Annotated in this window: 14 protein-coding genes; 11 read left to right on the top strand and 3 right to left on the bottom strand. The window is 49.3% G+C overall.

The features are described 5' to 3' along the window. The first annotated feature begins 313 nt into the window (after window positions 1-313). The 11 genes from MKX74_RS25795 (at window position 314) to MKX74_RS25745 (ending at window position 15,572) form a co-directional block, all read left to right on the top strand. Entirely contained in the window at window positions 314-1,756 is a 1,443-nt protein-coding gene (locus MKX74_RS25795; protein WP_341180215.1) for a SulP family inorganic anion transporter, read from the top strand. Between the two features lie 126 nt (window positions 1,757-1,882). Then, the gene (locus MKX74_RS25790) at window positions 1,883-3,484 is read left to right on the top strand and encodes a DEAD/DEAH box helicase (RefSeq protein ID WP_341180214.1); all 1,602 of its coding nucleotides are present in this window, start codon (window positions 1,883-1,885) and stop codon (window positions 3,482-3,484) included. Window positions 3,485-3,563: 79 nt separating this feature from the next. Beyond that, window positions 3,564-4,745 (top strand): AI-2E family transporter, encoded by a 1,182-nt coding sequence (locus MKX74_RS25785; protein WP_341180213.1) that lies wholly within the window; start codon window positions 3,564-3,566, stop codon window positions 4,743-4,745. Window positions 4,746-5,089: 344 nt separating this feature from the next. Further along, window positions 5,090-6,130, top strand: coding sequence for a FecCD family ABC transporter permease (locus MKX74_RS25780; RefSeq protein WP_341180212.1), 1,041 nt, complete (start codon window positions 5,090-5,092; stop codon window positions 6,128-6,130). A gap of 1 nt (window position 6,131) precedes the next feature. After that, complete coding sequence (locus MKX74_RS25775) at window positions 6,132-7,157, top strand: FecCD family ABC transporter permease (protein ID WP_028589786.1); 1,026 nt, start codon at window positions 6,132-6,134, stop codon at window positions 7,155-7,157. Window positions 7,158-7,248: 91 nt separating this feature from the next. Further along, on the top strand, window positions 7,249-8,121 hold the full coding sequence (locus tag MKX74_RS25770; protein ID WP_028589785.1) for an ABC transporter ATP-binding protein: 873 nt from the start codon (window positions 7,249-7,251) through the stop codon (window positions 8,119-8,121). A gap of 197 nt (window positions 8,122-8,318) precedes the next feature. Next, complete coding sequence (locus MKX74_RS25765; protein ID WP_341180211.1) at window positions 8,319-9,161, top strand: (2Fe-2S)-binding protein; 843 nt, start codon at window positions 8,319-8,321, stop codon at window positions 9,159-9,161. 98 nt (window positions 9,162-9,259) lie between these two features. Then, window positions 9,260-9,736, top strand: a complete 477-nt coding sequence (locus MKX74_RS25760) for a glutathione peroxidase (RefSeq protein WP_018884088.1) — start codon at window positions 9,260-9,262, stop codon at window positions 9,734-9,736. Window positions 9,737-10,152: 416 nt separating this feature from the next. Further along, window positions 10,153-11,514: an FAD-dependent oxidoreductase gene (locus MKX74_RS25755; RefSeq protein ID WP_341180210.1), complete on the top strand. Its 1,362-nt coding sequence runs from the start codon at window positions 10,153-10,155 to the stop codon at window positions 11,512-11,514. 508 nt (window positions 11,515-12,022) lie between these two features. Next, entirely contained in the window at window positions 12,023-12,859 is an 837-nt protein-coding gene (locus tag MKX74_RS25750) for a formate/nitrite transporter family protein (RefSeq protein ID WP_018884091.1), read from the top strand. Between the two features lie 562 nt (window positions 12,860-13,421). Further along, the gene (locus MKX74_RS25745; protein WP_341180661.1) at window positions 13,422-15,572 is read left to right on the top strand and encodes a molybdopterin-containing oxidoreductase family protein; all 2,151 of its coding nucleotides are present in this window, start codon (window positions 13,422-13,424) and stop codon (window positions 15,570-15,572) included. Window positions 15,573-16,093: 521 nt separating this feature from the next. On the opposite strand, the gene MKX74_RS25740 is transcribed toward MKX74_RS25745, so the two are convergent. From MKX74_RS25740 to MKX74_RS25730, 3 genes are all read right to left on the bottom strand, one after another. Then, a complete protein-coding gene (locus tag MKX74_RS25740; RefSeq protein WP_341180209.1) occupies window positions 16,094-17,332 on the bottom strand; it encodes a DUF4179 domain-containing protein in 1,239 nt (412 codons plus the stop codon). Further along, entirely contained in the window at window positions 17,313-17,903 is a 591-nt protein-coding gene (locus MKX74_RS25735) for a sigma-70 family RNA polymerase sigma factor (RefSeq protein ID WP_341180208.1), read from the bottom strand. The genes MKX74_RS25740 and MKX74_RS25735 overlap by 20 nt, the downstream gene beginning before the upstream one ends. Before the next feature lie 192 nt (window positions 17,904-18,095). Further along, window positions 18,096-19,100 (bottom strand): hypothetical protein, encoded by a 1,005-nt coding sequence (locus MKX74_RS25730; protein ID WP_341180207.1) that lies wholly within the window; start codon window positions 19,098-19,100, stop codon window positions 18,096-18,098. Between the last annotated feature and the right edge of the window lie 16 nt (window positions 19,101-19,116).

Below are 19,116 nucleotides of genomic sequence, written 5' to 3'. Positions count from 1 at the left end.
GAGGGTACAGCTGCTCGAATAATAGAGGAGTACATCACGAAGAGATAATTTATACGATGCTTGAAATAGTTAGAATTTTAGTGATTAATAGAGTATTCAGGAGGAAAGTAGGGATTTGGTTCGATGGATAACTCATAAATATACATAAGTTAAGTTATAATGGTGGACTGAACATAACGGGTAGAAGGTCTGAGAGGGGCCTTCAAAAAATGAAGATCGGATAGGATTGCAGCACGGCATACCTGCACCGAACTGCAGAGGGCAATCCAGTCATCCGGTTCAGCTATATTCAAGGAGGGTAACTTAAGAATCTATGAAACTCAGACAACAATGGCTCGGTAATATCCGGGCCGACATATTGGCAGGAATGACAGTCGCACTCGCGCTTATTCCTGAAGCTATTGCCTTTTCCATCATTGCAGGTGTGGACCCGATGGTCGGTCTATATGCCTCGATCTCGATCGCTATCGTTATCTCCATTGCTGGAGGTCGACCAGCCATGATCTCGGCGGCTACAGGCGCCATGGCCGTCCTGATGGTCGGTCTGGTGAAGGATCACGGAGTGGAGTATTTGTTCGCGACTACGATTCTGACCGGCATTATTCAGTTTGTATTGGGCCTATTCAAGGTTGGACGCTTCATCACCTTTGTCCCACAATCCGTCATTACCGGCTTTGTGAACGCGCTGGCCATACTGATCTTCATGGCGCAGCTGGTTCATTTCCAGGGGGCAGGCTGGGTGATGTATGCGATGGTTGCGGGTACACTGGCGATCATATATATTCTGCCACGCTTCATTAAGGCCGTCCCGGCTCCATTAGTGGCAATCATTGTCATGACCATTCTTACCGCGCTCCTGAATCTCGATATCAAGCGTGTCGGTGACATGGGAGCTCTAACGAACACCTTGCCTATGTTCCATCTTCCACAGATCGAGTGGACAATGCAGACTTTGAGTATTATTGCTCCATATGCCTTTACGATGGCTCTTGTCGGATTGCTCGAATCCTTGCTTACCGCTACGATTGTTGATGAAATGACGGATACCCGCAGTAGCAAGAACCGTGAGGTGCGCGGGCAGGGGATCGCGAATGTGGTTACAGGCTTTTTCGGCGGGATGGCAGGCTGTGCTATGATCGGGCAGTCCGTTATTAACGTGAAGTCGGGTGCTCGCGGGAGACTGTCTACACTGACGGCAGGAGTGTTCCTGGCCTTCCTGTTGCTTGTATTAGGCAGTGTGGTGAAGCAGATTCCAATGGGGGCCTTGGTGGGCGTGATGTTCATGGTGTGTATTGGGACCTTCAATTGGAAATCCATTATGACGATTCACCGGGTACCGCGTGCAGAGGCGTTAATTATGGTCATCACTGTAGCTATCGTCGTCTACACACATGATCTGTCCAAAGGTGTCATGGTGGGTGTGCTGCTCAGTGCCCTGAACTTCGGCTGGAGCATGGCCAAGATCAAGGTACACGTACGTAGCGATGAGGAGCTAAAGGTATATGAAGTGTCTGGCCCGATGTTCTTCGGATCGGCTTCGCATTTTCTAGAGCATTTTAGCCCGGCACAGGACCCTGCACAGATTGAGATTAACTTCACGCGCTCTCACATCTGGGACCACTCCGCTGTCACGGCCATTGGCAAGGTGCTGAATAAGTACGAAGAGACAGGCCGTAAAGTGGAGCTTACGGGATTGAATGAGGAGAGCCGGAATCTTCTGAGTCGGATGGACCTCCGCTCTTTATCTGGCCATTAGTAACGCGCTAATGCAGTGCTAGTGCAGCCTTAAGTTGGAAACAGTGATCAACATCGCGTATACTGGGATCAACTTGATATGAACGGTTCATGATATATCTATACTAGATTAGGGAAGTGGTTGAGTTTGAGTAATAATTTTGCTTCATTAGGTATACAGTCTCATTGGGTAGATGCTCTGAAGGAGCAAGGCATTGCGGCGCCAACGCCAGTACAGCGTCAATCTATTCCTCAGTTAATGGCCGGGAAAGACGTCATTGCAGAAGCACATACCGGAACAGGGAAGACGCTCGCCTTCCTGCTGCCTATTTTTGAGCAGATCGAGCGGAGCAAGCGTTATCCGCAAGCACTTATTATTGCACCTACGCGTGAGCTGGCCTTGCAGATTACAGAGGAAGCCAAACGTCTGGCTGCTACGACCGAGGGAATCTCCTTGCTAGCAGTATACGGAGGACAGGATGTGGAGCGACAGCTGCGTAAGCTCGAAGGTGGTGCGCAACTGGTCATTGGTACACCTGGGCGTCTGCTGGATCATATGCGGAGAGAATCACTGAAGCTGGGCGGCCTGAAGATGCTGGTGCTGGACGAAGCCGATCAGATGCTTCATATGGGCTTCCTGAATGAGGTCGAGACCATTATTCAGGCGACTCCTGGGCAAAGACAGACTATGTTGTTCTCGGCGACAATGCCACCTGCGGTGCGCAAGCTTGCAAGAGCATATATGAACACCCCTGTAGATGTAAAAGTCGAAGCTGCATCACCGGTGCCTGTGCGGCAGATTCGTCAGCTGGTGGTGGAGTGCACGGACCGTACTCGGCAGAAGGCACTTGTGGACATGATCAATGCCCATCGTCCTTATCTGGCTGTGATCTTCTGCCGTACGAAGCGGCGGGCAGCCAAGCTGAATGAAGAGCTGCAAGCCATGGGCTATAAGAGTGGTGAGCTGCATGGGGATCTGTCGCAGAATAAGCGGGAGCAGGTCATGAAGGCGTTCCGTGAAGCGAAGCTTGAGCTGCTGGTCGCTACCGATGTCGCTGCTCGGGGTCTGGATGTGGAAGGTGTCACTCATGTATTTAATTATGATATGCCACAGGATGCCGAGAGCTATATTCACCGGATCGGTCGCACTGGACGTGCTGGTGGCAAAGGGGTAGCTGTCACTTTCGCAGCTCCGGGAGATATGCAGACACTGCGAATCATTCAGAAGACAGCGGGACTAGAGTTCTCGAGGGCGGAATGGTCTGGATCAAGCCGCAAGGAGTCTGAATCAGATTCGGAGTCCTTCGGACAAGTTAGCCGCCGTGAATCGCGCCGTGATGGCTCAGGGCCGAGTCGTAGACACGGAGGCCGTGATAGCTCAGGTCGCGGACAAGGAAGCCGCGATAGTCGAGGCCGCGCGTCATCCTCCTCTCATCGGGAGAGGGATTCACGTCGGGGCTCAAGCTCAAGCCAAGGACGAGGTCAAGCTCAGGGTCAAGGTCGCGGTCAAGGTGATGGTCAGGGCCAAGGTCGCGGTCAAGGTCGCGGCAAGCAAGATGTGCGTAGCTTCGAACGCGCGAGCCGTACAGAATCCGGGCAGAGTGAACGTTCGGGGCAAGGTCGAGTAGGCCGGGGTAGTCGTGCTGGTCAGAGCAGTCAGGGCAACCGAGGCAGCCAAGGTAGCCAGGGTAGCGCTTCTCGTGGACGTGGTGGTCAAGCAGGAGGCCGTCGAGGCGCAAGAGGTAGATAGAGACAAGGAAGACCCTGACGGGCCAATTCGATCGAAGAACAAGTGCACGAGAGAATTGTATACAGAGAGGTAGGAATGTATGGAGAATAACCTGGACTGGAGAGACCGATTCAAGCGATTCTTTCTGAACAACAAGTTTGTCTTGTTCTTGCTGGTTACCTTGTTAATCGGGCTGAACATTCTCATTTTCACACGTATCTCATTTGTGTTCGATCCATTTGTCGTGTTTCTCAAAACGGTACTGCTGCCACTGATCCTGACAGGGGTTGCATTCTACCTGTTGAACCCGATTGTGGACATTCTGGAGCGCTTCAAGGTGAAGCGTGCTTACTCCATAATTATTCTATATCTGGCAGTGGCGGGCATTATCACGATCATTATTACTTCGGTTATTCCGGTCATTCGTGACCAGGTAACGATGCTCGTTACAAATGTTCCTACCTACACGGAGCAAGTGCAGCTACAGTTCGAGGCACTGATCGGCAGTGACTTTATGGCTCAATTCCAGAGTGCTATCAACATTCGACCTGAGGAGCTAATGAGGCAGGCGACAACGCGCATTACGGATGTCGTAAACAGTGCGTGGACAGGAGTGGGTACTTTCCTGGGAGCGGTGACCGAGACGCTGATTGCCGTTATTACGGTTCCCTTCATCCTATTCTATCTCCTCAAGGACCGTAGGAAGCTGCCCGCATATATTCTGAAATTAATACCGACAGCTCTGCGTGAGTCCTCGCACCGGATTATGACAGAGATGAATCACCAAGTGAGCTCCTACATTCGTGGTCAGATTATCGTGAGCTTCTGTATTGGTGTGCTGCTCTATATCGGTTATCTGATCATCGGCTTGGACTACTCTCTTACGCTAGCTGCGATTGCAGCCTTCACCAGTATCGTTCCTTACCTCGGACCTGCGATTGCGATTACTCCGGCGCTGATTGTAGCGATGGTAACCTCTCCAATTATGCTGTTGAAGATGATTGTGGTCTGGACAGTGGTCCAATTGATCGAAGGGAAATTCATCTCGCCACAAATTATGGGTAAATCCCTTAGTGTGCATCCGATTACAATTATCTTTGTTATTTTGACGGCGGGTAATCTGTTCGGGGTCGTGGGGATCATTCTCGCGGTGCCTGGCTACGCTGTGTTGAAGGTCGTTGTTACGCATCTTTATCGCTGGTTCCAGGAGCGCTCCCATTTATATGAAGAGAAGGTACCTGGCTATGATGTTGATCGGAGTAACAAGGTTGTGAAGCATTGAGGCAATCTCAGCGGCTACATCACATCTCATTTCAGTTGCCACATGCTCTGCTATCGTAAAATGAGTACTTTATCCAATAGAGCCTTCTGCCTTGAGCAGGAGGCTTCTTTTGTATGGATAAGAAAACACATGAACACAGGCATACTATTGTTTTGACCAAATATGCTTAAGCTTGAATGCTCTGGAAGCTTCTGGTTAGCAAAAAGCGGGGAAGCTCTAGAATGGATGCAAAAAAATGTCCGTGGCTATTGACACTTGATAATGATTATCAGTATCTTTAATAGAGTGAAGATGAAGATTACATGAAACCATCATCAAGATATCGTAATGAAAGAGGCTTAAGCATGAATCGCTCCGCAATAAAGCAGGAAGAGCTGCAAAACCGAATATGGTCCCGTCCAGGGACTGCGATTGCTGTCATTTTCCTTGGAATAGCAGCATTGATCCTGATGATGGCACTGGGGATTGCAGTCGGTGCCAGGAAGATCCCATTGTCTATTGTGGTTCAAGCCCTTACGTCCTTTAACCCTGATCTCACCGATCACCAGATCGTATGGGATTTGCGTCTGCCCCGTGTAATCGCGGCCATGATGGTAGGAGCTGCTTTTGCAGCCTCAGGAGCTATTATGCAAGGGATGACGCGTAATCCGCTGGCGGATCCAAGTCTGCTCGGTATTAATGCGGGCGCAGGGTTTGCCTTGGCTATATCCTTTGCTTTTTTACCGTTTTTGACATTTAACGGACTGATGCTGATGTCCTTTTTGGGAGCAGGCCTTGGAGTATTCCTCGTCTTTGGGATCGCACAATTGTCGAGGGGAGGGCTCACTCCCGTTCGCATGGCATTGGCTGGGTCTGCGATATCGGTGCTCCTGTATAGTCTCAGTCAGGGAATCGCACTGATCAATAAAGTCGCTCAGAATATTGATTTCTGGATCGCTGGGGGGGTAGCGGGTACACGCTGGGAGCAGCTGATGTATACCTTTCCCTGGATTGCTCTTGGCTTAGTCGGGGCCTTGCTTTTATCCCGATCCATCACGGTGCTCAGTCTGGGGGATGATGTAGCGTCTGGACTGGGTATGCGCACAGGTGTTGTCAAACTGCTGGCATGTCTTGTGGTCATGATGCTTGCTGGTGTATCTGTAGCTATTGCCGGAGCCGTAGGCTTTATTGGTCTGGTCATTCCTCATATCGCCAGATTCCTGGTCGGTAAGGATTATCGCTGGATTATTCCCTGCTCTGCGGTATTGGGAGCCCTGCTCATGGTCGCGGCGGACATTGCGGCACGTCTGGTTCATCCCAATCACGAGACACCTGCAGCAGCGATGCTTGCGCTAATTGGTGTCCCTTACTTCCTCTATCTTATTCGAAAAGAGGTGAGGGATTAGCATGGAACCCAATCTGTGGAGCTCCAGTCGTCAATCCAGGCTGCTCAAGGTATCTGGGCTGTTATTTATATTAATTGTGATTGTATTTGTCATTAGCATGAACACCGGCTACACGGCGCTGTCTCCGCTGCAGGTCATGAGAACGTTGTTCGGTATGGGCAGCAGCAAGGAGTCGCTCATTTTGTTTGAATTCCGGCTGCCGCGCATTGTCATCTGCTTATTGATCGGAGCCGGCTTAGCGGTGGCGGGCGCAGTCCTGCAGGGGGTATCGCGCAATGGACTTGCTGATCCGGGAATTCTCGGGATTAACTCGGGTGCTGGTCTGGCGGTGACGCTATTCATCACCTTGAATCCGCTTGGTACAGGCGCTTCGCCGTTCCGGCTACCGTTCATCGCTATAGTCGGTTCGATGGTAGCTGCATTGTCTATATATTTGCTGGCCTACCGCCGACATAAGGGTCTGTCTACGACCAGACTGCTGCTTGCTGGTATTGCTATGGCGGCTGGCATTCAGGCTGCGATGCTGGTGCTGGTCATCAGACTGGACGAGAGACAGTATGACTTTGTAGCGAACTGGCTGGCAGGCAGTATATGGGGGACAAATTGGACCTTTGTGGCCGCTCTGCTGCCATGGATATTGATTCTGATTCCGTTTGTGCTGACGAAGGCCAGACAGATGGATGTATTCATGCTTGGAGATCAGACTGCAGTGGGTCTTGGCAGCCGTCTGAATCGTGAACGTCTGGTGCTGCTGATCGCCGCTGTGGCTTTGAGTGCCTCCTGTGTCTCGGTGAGCGGAGGGATTAGCTTCCTTGGTCTGATCGGACCGCATGTGGCACGTAGGCTTGTCGGGCCACGGCACTTGTATTTCATCCCCGTATCCGCGCTTGTGGGCGCGTTAATCATGCTGGTAGGGGACAGCATTGCACGAACCGTCATTCAACCGTCAGGAATACCTACAGGTATTGTGGTAGCCGTGATTGGTGCACCATACTTCCTGTACTTGCTGGCAAGATCACGTGGCTAGTTAGCTTTTAGTAGAAATGAAGCTTAGGTAACAGTCTAAGCAGTCCATATAACGATTCGCATAGTACACATAATTGAGAGGGATGATGAGCATGTTCCGTTTGAATACAGTCGGTCTGAATATTGCCTATGAGGAGCGTCTTATTGTAGAGGATCTGAATATTGAAATTCCACAAGGAAAAATTACGGCATTGGTCGGCGCGAACGGCTCAGGCAAGTCTACTATTCTCAAGACCATGGCCCGGATCATGCAGCCCAAGGGAGGAACGGTCCTGCTCGACGGCAAATCCATCCATAAACAGTCAACTCGGGAGGTGGCCAAGCAGCTAGCCATTCTGCCGCAGAATCCGACTGCGCCTGAAGGACTTACAGTGACTGAACTGGTATCCTATGGACGCTTTCCGTATCAGAAGGGCTTTGGTTCCCTGAAGGCGGAGGACCGTAAGATTGTGGAGTGGGCTGTTGAGGTGACGGGCATGACGGAATTCCACGATCGCCCGATCGACCAATTGTCTGGTGGTCAACGTCAGCGTGCATGGATTGCCATGGCGCTTGCCCAAGAGACGGATATATTGTTTCTGGATGAGCCTACAACTTTCCTCGATATGGCTCACCAGCTAGAGGTGCTGCAACTGCTGGAGCACTTGAATACGGATGCGAAACGGACTATTGTTATGGTCGTACATGATCTGAATCATGCAGCTCGTTATGCGAACCACATGATAGCTATTAAGAAAGGCAAGGCACAGGCTGTCGGTTCTCCTGCTGATGTAATGACTTGTGAAGTATTACGGGATGTATTCGGCATTGAGGCAGACATTGTGACGGATCCGCGTTCTGGCGTACCGCTGTGTCTCCCGTATGCTCTGGCAGGTCATCATACACCAGTAAATACAGCCTCTGATTCTGCAGCTGCTCCGGCAGAACAAGTAGAGCATCTGATTCGCGTAGCTGCTGGGCGATAAGTCTGTAATGTGCGTTGATGCGTTGTTAGCCTGCTGTAGTTACAGTGCAACCACTGCAAAGCAAGACAAGATGATTGCAGTAGCGAGCGAGATAAGAAGGTACGTGGTTGTGTAGAATAACAGGCATGTGCTTAGTCATGTAGCGGCAGACTATGATGTTGTGGAGTTATGTTTGATCAGATACCTTAGATGTCTGAATGACAGGCGGCATGGACAGCCGTCTGCAGAAAGAAGGCGATACAACAATGAAGCCGATGGACTATGAGCTCCTCGCGCGTTATGGCCAGATTACATTTACCCATCCAGAGCAGGCAGTCTACTCTGTTCCAGCTTCAGATCTGAGCAATCCCGGTGCGGCACTGCTATTGGCTAACCGGTTCCTCGATCATATGGATTGCGATGATATTGTGACAGCAGGGGTATACTGTGCCGGTTATATGCGAGGTCTGGTGATGGCACAGCATTATATGGTGTCGGTCATGAATCGAACGGTCAACCTGGCGCCATCCAACCTCGTCATTCATGTGAAATATGCAGACGGTTATCCGTCACTGCAATTCCAGCCACTAGATGATATGGAGTCTGGCCCTGAGCACCCGGAGCTACGCGATAGCTGGGCTGATGAGCAGTTCAACACCTTCTTCTCGGATACGATCTGTCCCATTCTGGAGAATTTGGCTGAGGCGGTATCCGCCCCCATCGGACAGCTGTGGGGACAAATGCCACTCGGGCTGCTCTATTTCCGAGATCAGGTCTTACCGATGCTAGAGACGGAAGGGGAGCGTGACAGACTGGAGCGAGACTATGGCTATGTAACCCATACAATGGAGGGAGCCCTCTTCGGACGGACACGGAACCCCTTCAGTATTCGATTTGTCGAGTTGGATAACCCGCATAATCCAGGGACAACGATGTATATGAAGCCTTCTTGCTGCCAGTACTATAAGACGGGTGAAGGAGAGTATTGCTACTCTTGTCCCAAGCTAACACGGGCGCAGCGCGAACAGCGTCGTCAGGAGATTATGCTCCAATCCGGATAGGCATATCGCCAGCCTCCCAAGTACACATTTGGATTATCCAGCCAAATTGAGTATGATAGATATGATCGAAAGTTGAACATATAAGGAGGATGAGCTACATGTCAGTACATTCATTTCAAGCAATAACCCCTGCCAATCAGGTGCAATCCCTGGAGACCTACGCAGGCAAGGTTCTGATCATTGCCAATACGGCCAGCGAATGTGGCTTGACTCCACAGTACGGTGAATTGCAGAAGCTATATGATGAATACAAAGATAGAGGATTAACTATACTAGCATTTCCTTGCAACCAATTTGGTGGGCAGGAGCCAGGCACGAGTGAGCAAGCTGAAGAGTTCTGTAAATTGAACTACGGCGTGAATTTCCCGGTGTTCGCGAAGGTAGAAGTGAACGGTCCGGACACCACCCCGCTATTCCAGTATTTGAAGCAAAAGCAGCCAGGGGACCAACCGGAGGGTGAGATTCAGTGGAATTTCACCAAATTCGTAGTGGATCGCAGTGGTGCTCCTGTTGCGCGCTTCGAGCCGAAGGAATCCCCTGAGTCCATGAGATCTGTGATCGAGGGACTGCTATAAGCAACAGTCAGTAAGCTTTGCAACATGCATGTATCAGCAAGCCTTACCAGAAGTGTGCTATGTCTTGGACAAGCTGACACTATTTTGGTTGAGGCTTGTTTTTTTGTTGTACGTTATGATTCTTGGCCACACATACTGTGAGATAAATCGCCCATATTAAGCGAATTGCACGTAGGCTGGGTCTAATTGTGGAACATAGTTTTATCAGTTCTACAGAATGTGAAATTGTGAACAAACAATGAACTAACTGAAAATCTATTGCAATGTGAAAAAAGTCACACTATAATACCAATATAAAGTGAATTAAATCACAACCGCGTAATCATTAGTGAAAAACATCACATGTCGCATTTGTATAAACCAAGCCAAACGAATCAGACTATGCAAGAGGAATTCAACTTCGAGGAGGAACCACCATGAAAGTAGCAGTTATCGGATGTACACACGCAGGCACAGCAGCCATTGTCAACACAGCAAAGCTATACCCTGACGCGCAAATTACCGTGTATGAGCGTAATGATAATATATCGTTTCTATCGTGTGGAATTGCATTGTATGTAGGGGGTGTAGTAAAGGACCCTGAGGGCCTGTTCTATTCGTCGCCACAGCAGCTCGCAGAGCTCGGAGTCGTAACCAAGATGCTGCATGAGGTAACCGAGGTGGATACTCAAGGCAAACGCCTGAAGGCGCGTGACCTGACTACAGGTCAAGAGCTGGAGGACACCTATGACAAACTGATTGTGACAACTGGTTCGTGGCCGATTATTCCGAAGCTGGAAGGCATCAAGCTCGATAACATCCTGTTATCGAAGAATTACAATCACTCCAATACGATCATTGAGAAAGCCAAGGATGCCAAGCGCATTACTGTTGTAGGAGCCGGGTATATCGGGATTGAGCTTGTAGAGGCATTCCAAATGAACGGGAAAGAGGTCACACTGATCGACAGCATGGACCGTATTCTCAACAAGTATCTGGACAGTGATTATACAGATCGGATTGAGGCTTCCCTTGAGGAGCATGGAATCAAGCTGGCTCTCGGACAGACGGTGACGCGTTTTGAAGGTGAGCAAGGCAAAGTAAGCAAGGTTATCACCGACAAAGGTGCGTATGAGACAGACCTTGTGATCCTGTGCATTGGCTTCCGTCCGAATACGGATCTGCTGAAGGGCCAAGTCGATATGCTTCCGAACGGGGCAATTATCGTCAACAAGTATATGCAGAGCAGCCAGCCAGATGTGTTCGCTGCAGGTGATAGCTGCGCTATTCATTACAACCCTACAGGTAAGAATGCTTATATTCCACTGGCAACCAATGCAGTACGTATGGGAACACTCGTAGCGCGCAATCTGGTGGAGCCTACGATACCTTATATGGGCACACAGGGCACCTCCGGGATCAAAATATATGAGCAAAATATTGCAGGTACAGGTCTGACAGAGTCCGCTGCAGTGGATGAGGGACTAGACGTAGAAGCGGTCTTGATTGAGGATAGCTACCGTCCGGAATTCATGCCGACAGCAGAGAAAGTGCTATTGAAGGTTGTATACGAACGTGCTAGCCGCCGCATCGTCGGTGCCCAGCTGATGTCCGAGGTGGATTTGACCCAGTCGATCAATACCTTGTCCGTATGCATTCAGAATCATATGACCGTAGACCAGCTGGCCTTTATCGACTTCTTCTTCCAGCCACACTATAACAAACCATGGAATTTCCTGAATACAGCAGGACTACAGGCTTTACCAGCTGTAAAAGCTAGAGAAACCATTACTGTATAACATTCGCTGCGCGGATGGCTATGATATTGTTCACTACTTTGTCATGAATTTCGAAAATTCACCCCTTAACTATGATGTATAATGGTTTGTAATTAATCATGTTAAGGGGGACCTACCATGGCAATGTTCTGGATTACTTTCATGATTGTCATTGCTATTGTATCCGTAGTAAGTATCAGCTGGTTCATGAAGCAAATCGAAAAAGAAGAATATAATTAATCATATGCTTGCGCCACTTCACTCACGTTTAAGTGTGTGGACGTGAACAAGTAAGATGATTGAATGCCAGGATGGAAGCAGCTTCGTATAGAGGCTGCTTTTTTGTATTTTACATGCTAATGATGTGCTAAGTTTAGGGCAGCCTGATTTCCAACTCTCAAACAGCAAGCCGTATGTTTCAATTTCATGTCATGTGATTTATTTCACGACAACCCTCCTGATTACCATTTACAATGAATTACATGAATAATTGGGAGTTATAGAAGCAGGCTAAAAAGGAGAGAGAGTTATGGCAACCTATAAACCGGCACAGATCGCGGCCAAAACCGTGGAGACCGGCATGCATAAGGCACACAATTCCTGGCAGACAGCTGCTATTCTTGGATTTTTGGCAGGGGCCTTCATTTCACTTGGCTTCCTACTCGATATTCGCGTCATTGCGAGTGCACCTGCATCCTGGGGGAGCTTTGCGAATTTTATAGGCGCGGCTGTGTTCCCTGTCGGACTGGTGCTTGTATTGTTGGCAGGCGGAGAACTGCTGACAGGCAATATGATGGCGGTGCCGCTGGCTCGTATGGCGGGGAAAATTACAACAGGCGAAGCCGTACGCAATCTGATCATCATTACACTTAGTAATTTCGTGGGCGCGTTGTTCGTTGCCTACTTTTTTGGACATGTGTTAGGTCTCACAGGATCTGGCGCCTTTCTGGATAAGCTGGTCGATATGGCTGGGCACAAAATTCACGATAGCTTCCTGCAAGCCTTCGTCTCCGGTATTGGCTGTAACTGGTTGGTAGCACTTGCGGTGTGGCTGTCTTACAGTACGGATTCCATCAGTGGCAAGATTCTGGGCATCTGGTTCCCGACAATGGCGTTCGTTGCGATCGGGTTCCAGCACGTTGTCGCTAACATGTTCCTGATTCCAGCAGCGATCTTCGAGGGGTACTATTCCTGGGGCGACTATATTATGAACTTCATCCCTGTATGGCTTGGCAATTTGGCAGGAGGCAGTATATTCGTAGCAGCGGCATATTGGATGGCTTATTTGCGTAAAGCACCTCACACTTCTGCGACTAAGGCGGAAGAGCATCCAATGAAGGGTGCGGCGACAGCTGAACAAGTGTAGCGAGCAAAATTAAGTTGCATGGAAGTGACATCAAGGTGCATGGAGGCAGTATCAAGGTACATGAATAGAAGCAATAGATGGAAAGAGTAAGTGAACAATAACAGCCGCTAGATGTACGGAAGCACATCAAATCGCTTTTTACAGCAGCATCAATTGTATAGCTGAGAGCAAGCCTTCTAAAGTAAATGTTCTACAAACAACAAATTCGCCATGCCAGGTTCGGGGGAACGAAACTTGGCATGGCGAATTTTTTTGGGAGTGGTCCATGATATGGCATTAGAGGGAGTGTGCTCTCGCCTCTTGCTGCCTTGATTCTCATTACCCAGAGGCACTCATGAATGAAACAGTCGGATTTTTTATTTTTGGTGGATACTTCAAATTTTTAGTATGATAGATAAAATGGAATTCGATGTAGGACAGGACTGAAGGGAGTGCCACAGAGATGAGCAGCAAAATTGTTGGGGATGGAGAGCCCCGGAATATGCACTTGGACGGAGACCGTACAGCGGCACTCGGGAGTAATGCAGTTGATAACGAAGTGGTCGAAGGGACATTCACGCCTATGAAAGAGCAGACCGATGGAATATTTCCGGCAGTATGTCCGCTGGACTGTCCTGACACCTGTGGCTTGCTGTTACATAAGCAGGATGGACGCATCGTGAAGGTAACGGGCAACCCTGAGCATCCGATCACCAAGGGAGCCATTTGTAATAAAGTCCGGCATATGACCGAGCGAGTCTATCACCCCGAGCGGCTACAGTATCCCATGAAGCGCGTTGGCGCCAAGGGTAGTGGCCAATTCGAGCGCATTAGCTGGGATGAGGCTATTGCAGAGATCACGACCCGTTTCCAGGGGCTGTCCCGCGAATACGGGTCCGAATCCATATTGCCATATAGCTTCTACGGCAACATGGGCTTGCTCAGTGTGGATGGAATGGATCGACGATTCTTTAACGCTCTGGGAGCCAGCCAATTGGAGCAGACCATCTGTAATTCGGCAGGCACGGCTGGCTGGAAAGCGACAATGGGCTTCAATGGTGGAGTGAGTCCAGAGGATACCGAACAAGCAGAGCTGATCATCATATGGGGTGCCAACCTGATCAGTACGAATATGCATCAGGTGGTTCTCGCCGAGAAGGCAAGGAAGAAAGGTGCGAAGATCGTTGTCATCGACGTGCATCGCAACCGTACCGGGCAGTGGGCTGACTGGTTCATTCCACTCTATCCGGGGACAGACACGGCCTTGGCGCTTGGGCTGATGCACCTGCTGTTCGAGCGTGGCTATACGAACCAGGAATTCATGGAACAGTACACAGTAGGACATGAGGAGCTACGGGAGCATGTTCGGAGTTATACACCTGAGCGGGTCGCCCGTATAACGGGTGTGCCGATTGAGGATATTACGCGCCTGGCAGACTTGTATGGTACCTCCAAGGCGGCTTTCATTTACATTGGAAATGGTCTGCAGCATCATGACAATGGGGGCATGAATGTACGTACTATTGCCTGTCTGCCTGCACTGACGGGACAATGGTTGAATCGCGGGGGCGGCGCACTCAAGGGGAATGGTGGCTATAACTCGATGAACGATGCGGCACTGGAGCGTCCTGATCTGCGTCCGAATCCTGACGCGCGTGCAATTAACATGAATCGAATCGGGGAAGCCCTGCTTGAGACGGAGCATCCGATTCGAGCCTTGTTCGTCTACTGCAGTAATCCGCTGGTCGTAGCGCCAGATACCCTAAGGGTACAACAGGGCTTTGCGCGAGAGGACCTGTTCACCGTCGTGCATGAGCTATTCATGACAGATACGGCTAAGTATGCCGATATTGTGCTGCCAGCAGCGTCTTCCTTTGAAAGCACGGACCTATATGCTTCCTATTGGCATCACTTTATTCAATTGCAGGAGCCCGTCATTGCACCAGTGGGAGAGAGTAAGACGAATGTTGAGTTGTTCTCGTTACTGGGCAAGGCAATGGGATTTGATACGGAGGCATTCGAGGAGAGTCCAGAGGAGATGATCCGGGGGGCGCTGAACAAGCCAGACAATCCTTATTTGCAGGGAGTGACGCTGGAGGCGCTACAGGAGCAGCGATTCGTCAAGCTGGACATGTCGGCGCAGTCCGAATATTTAGATCGTCTGAACACGCCTTCAGGTAAAATTGAGCTGTATTCGCAAGCTTTGGAGGCTGCAGGGCTTCCTCCTTTGCCTACCTACATTCCATTGGTGGAGGGCTTCGACGGTGAGAAGCTGACTCAGCAGCAAGAGCAGGAGCAAAGTGGGCTGAGGCAGCAGACAGAGGAGCTAGTGGAACGAGAGCAGCCAAAGCGTTATCCACTCATGTTCATTTCACCACCGAACCACAATTTCCTCAATTCGAGCTTCGGCAATGTAGGCAAGCATCAGCAATTGGAGAAGGAGCCACAGCTCCAGCTTCATCCTGAGGATGCAGCTGCTCGGCGTATTGTGGACGGGGACCTCCTTCGAGTATGGAACGATAGAGGTACCTATGAGCTACGTGCCAAAGTAGTAGACGCCATGCTGCCAGGCACGGTAGTCAGTCAAGGCCTCTGGTGGGGAACGAAAGCAGGACAGCGTGCTAATACCTTGACCTCCTCTCGACTGGCCGATATGGGGAAGGGAGCAACCTTTTTCTCTACTCTGGTCGAGGTCCATAAGCATGAAGCGGAAGAACGCTGTGCCGAAAAGTAAAGGAGTCACGCCCCGCTCCTGATCTGATCAGGTTGCTCAGCTTCATCATGATGTCGTCAGGGAGGAAGAGACCTTTGCAGCTGTCAAAGGGGCTGTCCCAAAAGCCATGTAATGGTTTCTGGGACGCCTCCTTTTTTTGAGTAAGATCAACGTGTGCACTTGAGTGGACGCTCCGCGAACGGACCGTTGTTTCAATCGCTGTGCTCTCCAGATTTTTTTCATTCCCCTAAGCGGTGAAAATCCGGAAACCAAGGCGACCGCTACCGCTTTTCCACAATCAGTCCGTCCTCTCCACTGTTTAAGCGGAAAACGAACATGGAAAAAGTGACGCTTGAGGTCGGTTGGCTTCCGCTTGCCCATAATATGCTGAAGCAAGCCACGGTGGACCAAAAACGCAAGGCCGCGATACTCCTACAACAGGAGAATCGTGGCCTTGTTGTCTGTTTACTGCCTCTTGAATAAATATGGGCTGTTGCTTTTGTTGAAAATCTACTTATGAGACAGCCCCTTTTGGAATTTTCTTATTCAGAGGCTTCTTTATTATCGTACAATCCTTGGAGTTGATCTGAATCTATGGGAATGATCATCTCCAGCTCTTTCAAATACATTTTCTTTATATCTCCATTGGCGTCCCTTGCAAAGGGCCCACTGTTCGTGTTGGGCTGCTGCATGACGGTAAGAAATGGCTTGATCACGATATAGGCTGGAGGAGATTGGAATCGGTCATATAGTAATTGGTAGTGCTTCTGCATATGCCTATCATCCTCGTAATCTCCAAATGCTGAAAACCAGTCCAACTGTCTGCCTTGATCATCCAGGATGTCTATCCAGAACTGTCGATACTTCTCTCTGCTTTCAGGGGCATGATGCTGTAGCATCAAGTTGTAGCTCGTAGAGAGCGGCGTGAATGTGATCCTCTGGAGTGTGAGCGTGACTTCGGATGTCTCCTTGACGATGTTGAGTGTATGTTCACTTTGATCCATATTGTTTTTAACTGGAAATTTCAACGTGAAAGGCTTGTCTATGTCTTTCAGTTTGATCTGAACTGTAAACTCGAATTCCTCCGGGAGGTTTGAACTATTTGAATGAGCCCTGGTATAGTTGTGAATCTTGAATAAGACAACGTTAGGGTTGGCTCCCTTGCTTGGTATCAGGCGACTAAGCCCGTCTAGAGCTTCCCCGTTGACCATCGAGCTAGAGTGTTCTATATTCGTCCGGAGACTAGAGACCTCATCCATATTAACTACAGTAGAAATTTTACTTAAGGATCGACGACTGTTGGTATCCACATCATGTTGATGTTCACGCATCACCGTGAACATCAATACTCTACCATCATAGGCAACCTGCGGGACTCGTAAGGTGATGCCATCATGTGTATCACTGACCTCCGGCTCCATTAGCCGTCCTTGCTCATCAGCGGTCTGCACACCAAGATGATCCATCACAGCAAGAAGTCCTCCGACTACGGGGAGCTTGCTTAACGCATGTGCAAGAGAGGGGGAAAATAGGCTTGCTACAATCAACATCAGCAGCAATGAGGCTGCAGCCGAAGTTGTCACCAGCATGCCTCGCCATATATTGCGTTTGTACCCAGCTTTTTTTCTGACCTCTGCAGCTTGGTGTTGAGTTATGTCGGTAGAATCCACATGAGCCAGTGTGTTGAGCCAGATCCTCTCAGTCAGCTCCGGTGGGCATTCCAGCTCTTTGAGGGAACTGAGAGCAGAATTTGACGGGTACTCATGATTGCTTTTGGACATACACGTTCTCCTCACTTTCCGTTTCTAACCAAATGGAATGCCTTCGAAGCTGCTTCAGAGCCGAATGGTGTCTAGATTTTACAGTTCCTACCGGAAGGTCTAGTACTTCAGCAATCTGGTTGAGGCTATAATCATGGAAATATCGCAGCAAAATAACAATGCGAAGCTTGTAGGATAAGGAATGAACAGCTTGAAGCAATTCACGGCTTGTCTCCTGGAACACAATAGCGTGTTCTGTGTTTGGCCCTTCCGGGGTCAGCTCCAGCCGTGTTTGTTTCTCTATGATTCGGAATTTTCGCCACATCTTACGTCTCCAATCCTGGACTTGCCGGATAACCAAGCCGTGAAGCCAGGGGCGAAAGGGTCTGTCCGTATCATAATTACCAATAGAAGCCCACACCTTGATGTATATCTCATTCATAATGTCTTCTATATCCTGCTGATGAGTAGTAAGAAAGACTACTGTTCGATATACATCATGAACAGTAGTCTCATATAGATGTCGAAAGGCTGTCCGGTCGCCCTCCTTGATTTTCCGAATCCAGATACTGAATTGCTCCTGCTCCTTCAATGTGTTTCTCCTCCGCTTATATTCGTCACTATAATATATAATTCGTCGGTTTCTTGAATAAGGTTCAGTATTATGAAGTAAATGAGTCTGCGTAGTGAACTCTAGGATAAGGAATTTCTAAGGAGGGCCTTGTCAGTGTAAGCTAAGCCTTAGCTCACACTATAGGGTGTTCTCGTTTTTATCCAGTGGAGGTCACTGCGCACGTTCCATGATATAGAACTCCCCATTCGTATTGTACTGGCCAGAGACTGTCGGAGCTCCTGGCTTGGTGAAGTGGACAATGCCTGTCATCTTAGGGTCCTTCTTGGCCGTATAGCCGTTCAAGTCAAGCTGAAGTAAAGCAGGTGCTTGCTTGATGGCTTGCTTTAGCAGTTGGGCCTCGCTGATGCTATTGAGCTTTTTTAGCGATTGGACAAATTCCTCCTGCGAACCTTGTAATTCAGGGGCATCGACTTTCAGGATAACTCCTGTTGCTTTGTTAATGTCAATGTATACCGGGTTGTTACTGCTGCCAAAGGCGAGCTTATAGACCTCCTTGTCTCCTTCGCGAGTCAGCCAGGACTGGCTTCGCTGAAGCTCTCCCTGCTTGATACCACTCCATCCCTTGAATATACTTTGGACCTTCTCAAGTATAGCCGGGTCGATGCTAGTATTCGTCAGAATTTGAGTATGTCGGGTTAGTTTGCCGTTATGAATAATGATGATATGGTCCCCAGATCTGACGTGTATCTGGATTTCGCCCTTATTCTTCAGATGATTCGAATGATCGATGGATAGTGATATAGAATCAGGCGTCTTGAACTCCGATAGAGTTTGTTTCATAATGTTCTGGATTTGTTGTTGATAGGACGGCTTCAGTTCGCTCCACTTTTGCTCCATTTTAATACTCCGCACTTTGCTATCTTTCATGAGAACCTGTGAGATTTCAACTCCTTTGATTCTCAGATCCCAGATCATTTCGCCATTGATCGTGACTTGGGAGGCTTCTCCTATGGAATAGGAACGGCCAGTGAACTCCTTCAGAGCCTTCTCGGCAGCGGTGACGATAGCCTTGCTAGGCTTGCTCTGTTTGCTGGCAGAGGCTGATTTTGCAGTAGCCTGTGCGTTCGATCCTGGGAGTATAGCGGACAACGGGGTGCCTATAAGCAATCCTGCGGCTGTTAGAGATACGATGATTTTTTTAGAAATGTGGTGCATATCAAATCCTCCTTAT

This window comes from Paenibacillus sp. FSL K6-1230 (assembly GCF_038002385.1).
Lineage (GTDB): Bacteria > Bacillota > Bacilli > Paenibacillales > Paenibacillaceae > Paenibacillus > Paenibacillus massiliensis.
The sequence above is the reverse complement of the archived record's forward strand: the minus strand, read 5'-3'. Positions and strand labels throughout refer to the sequence as shown.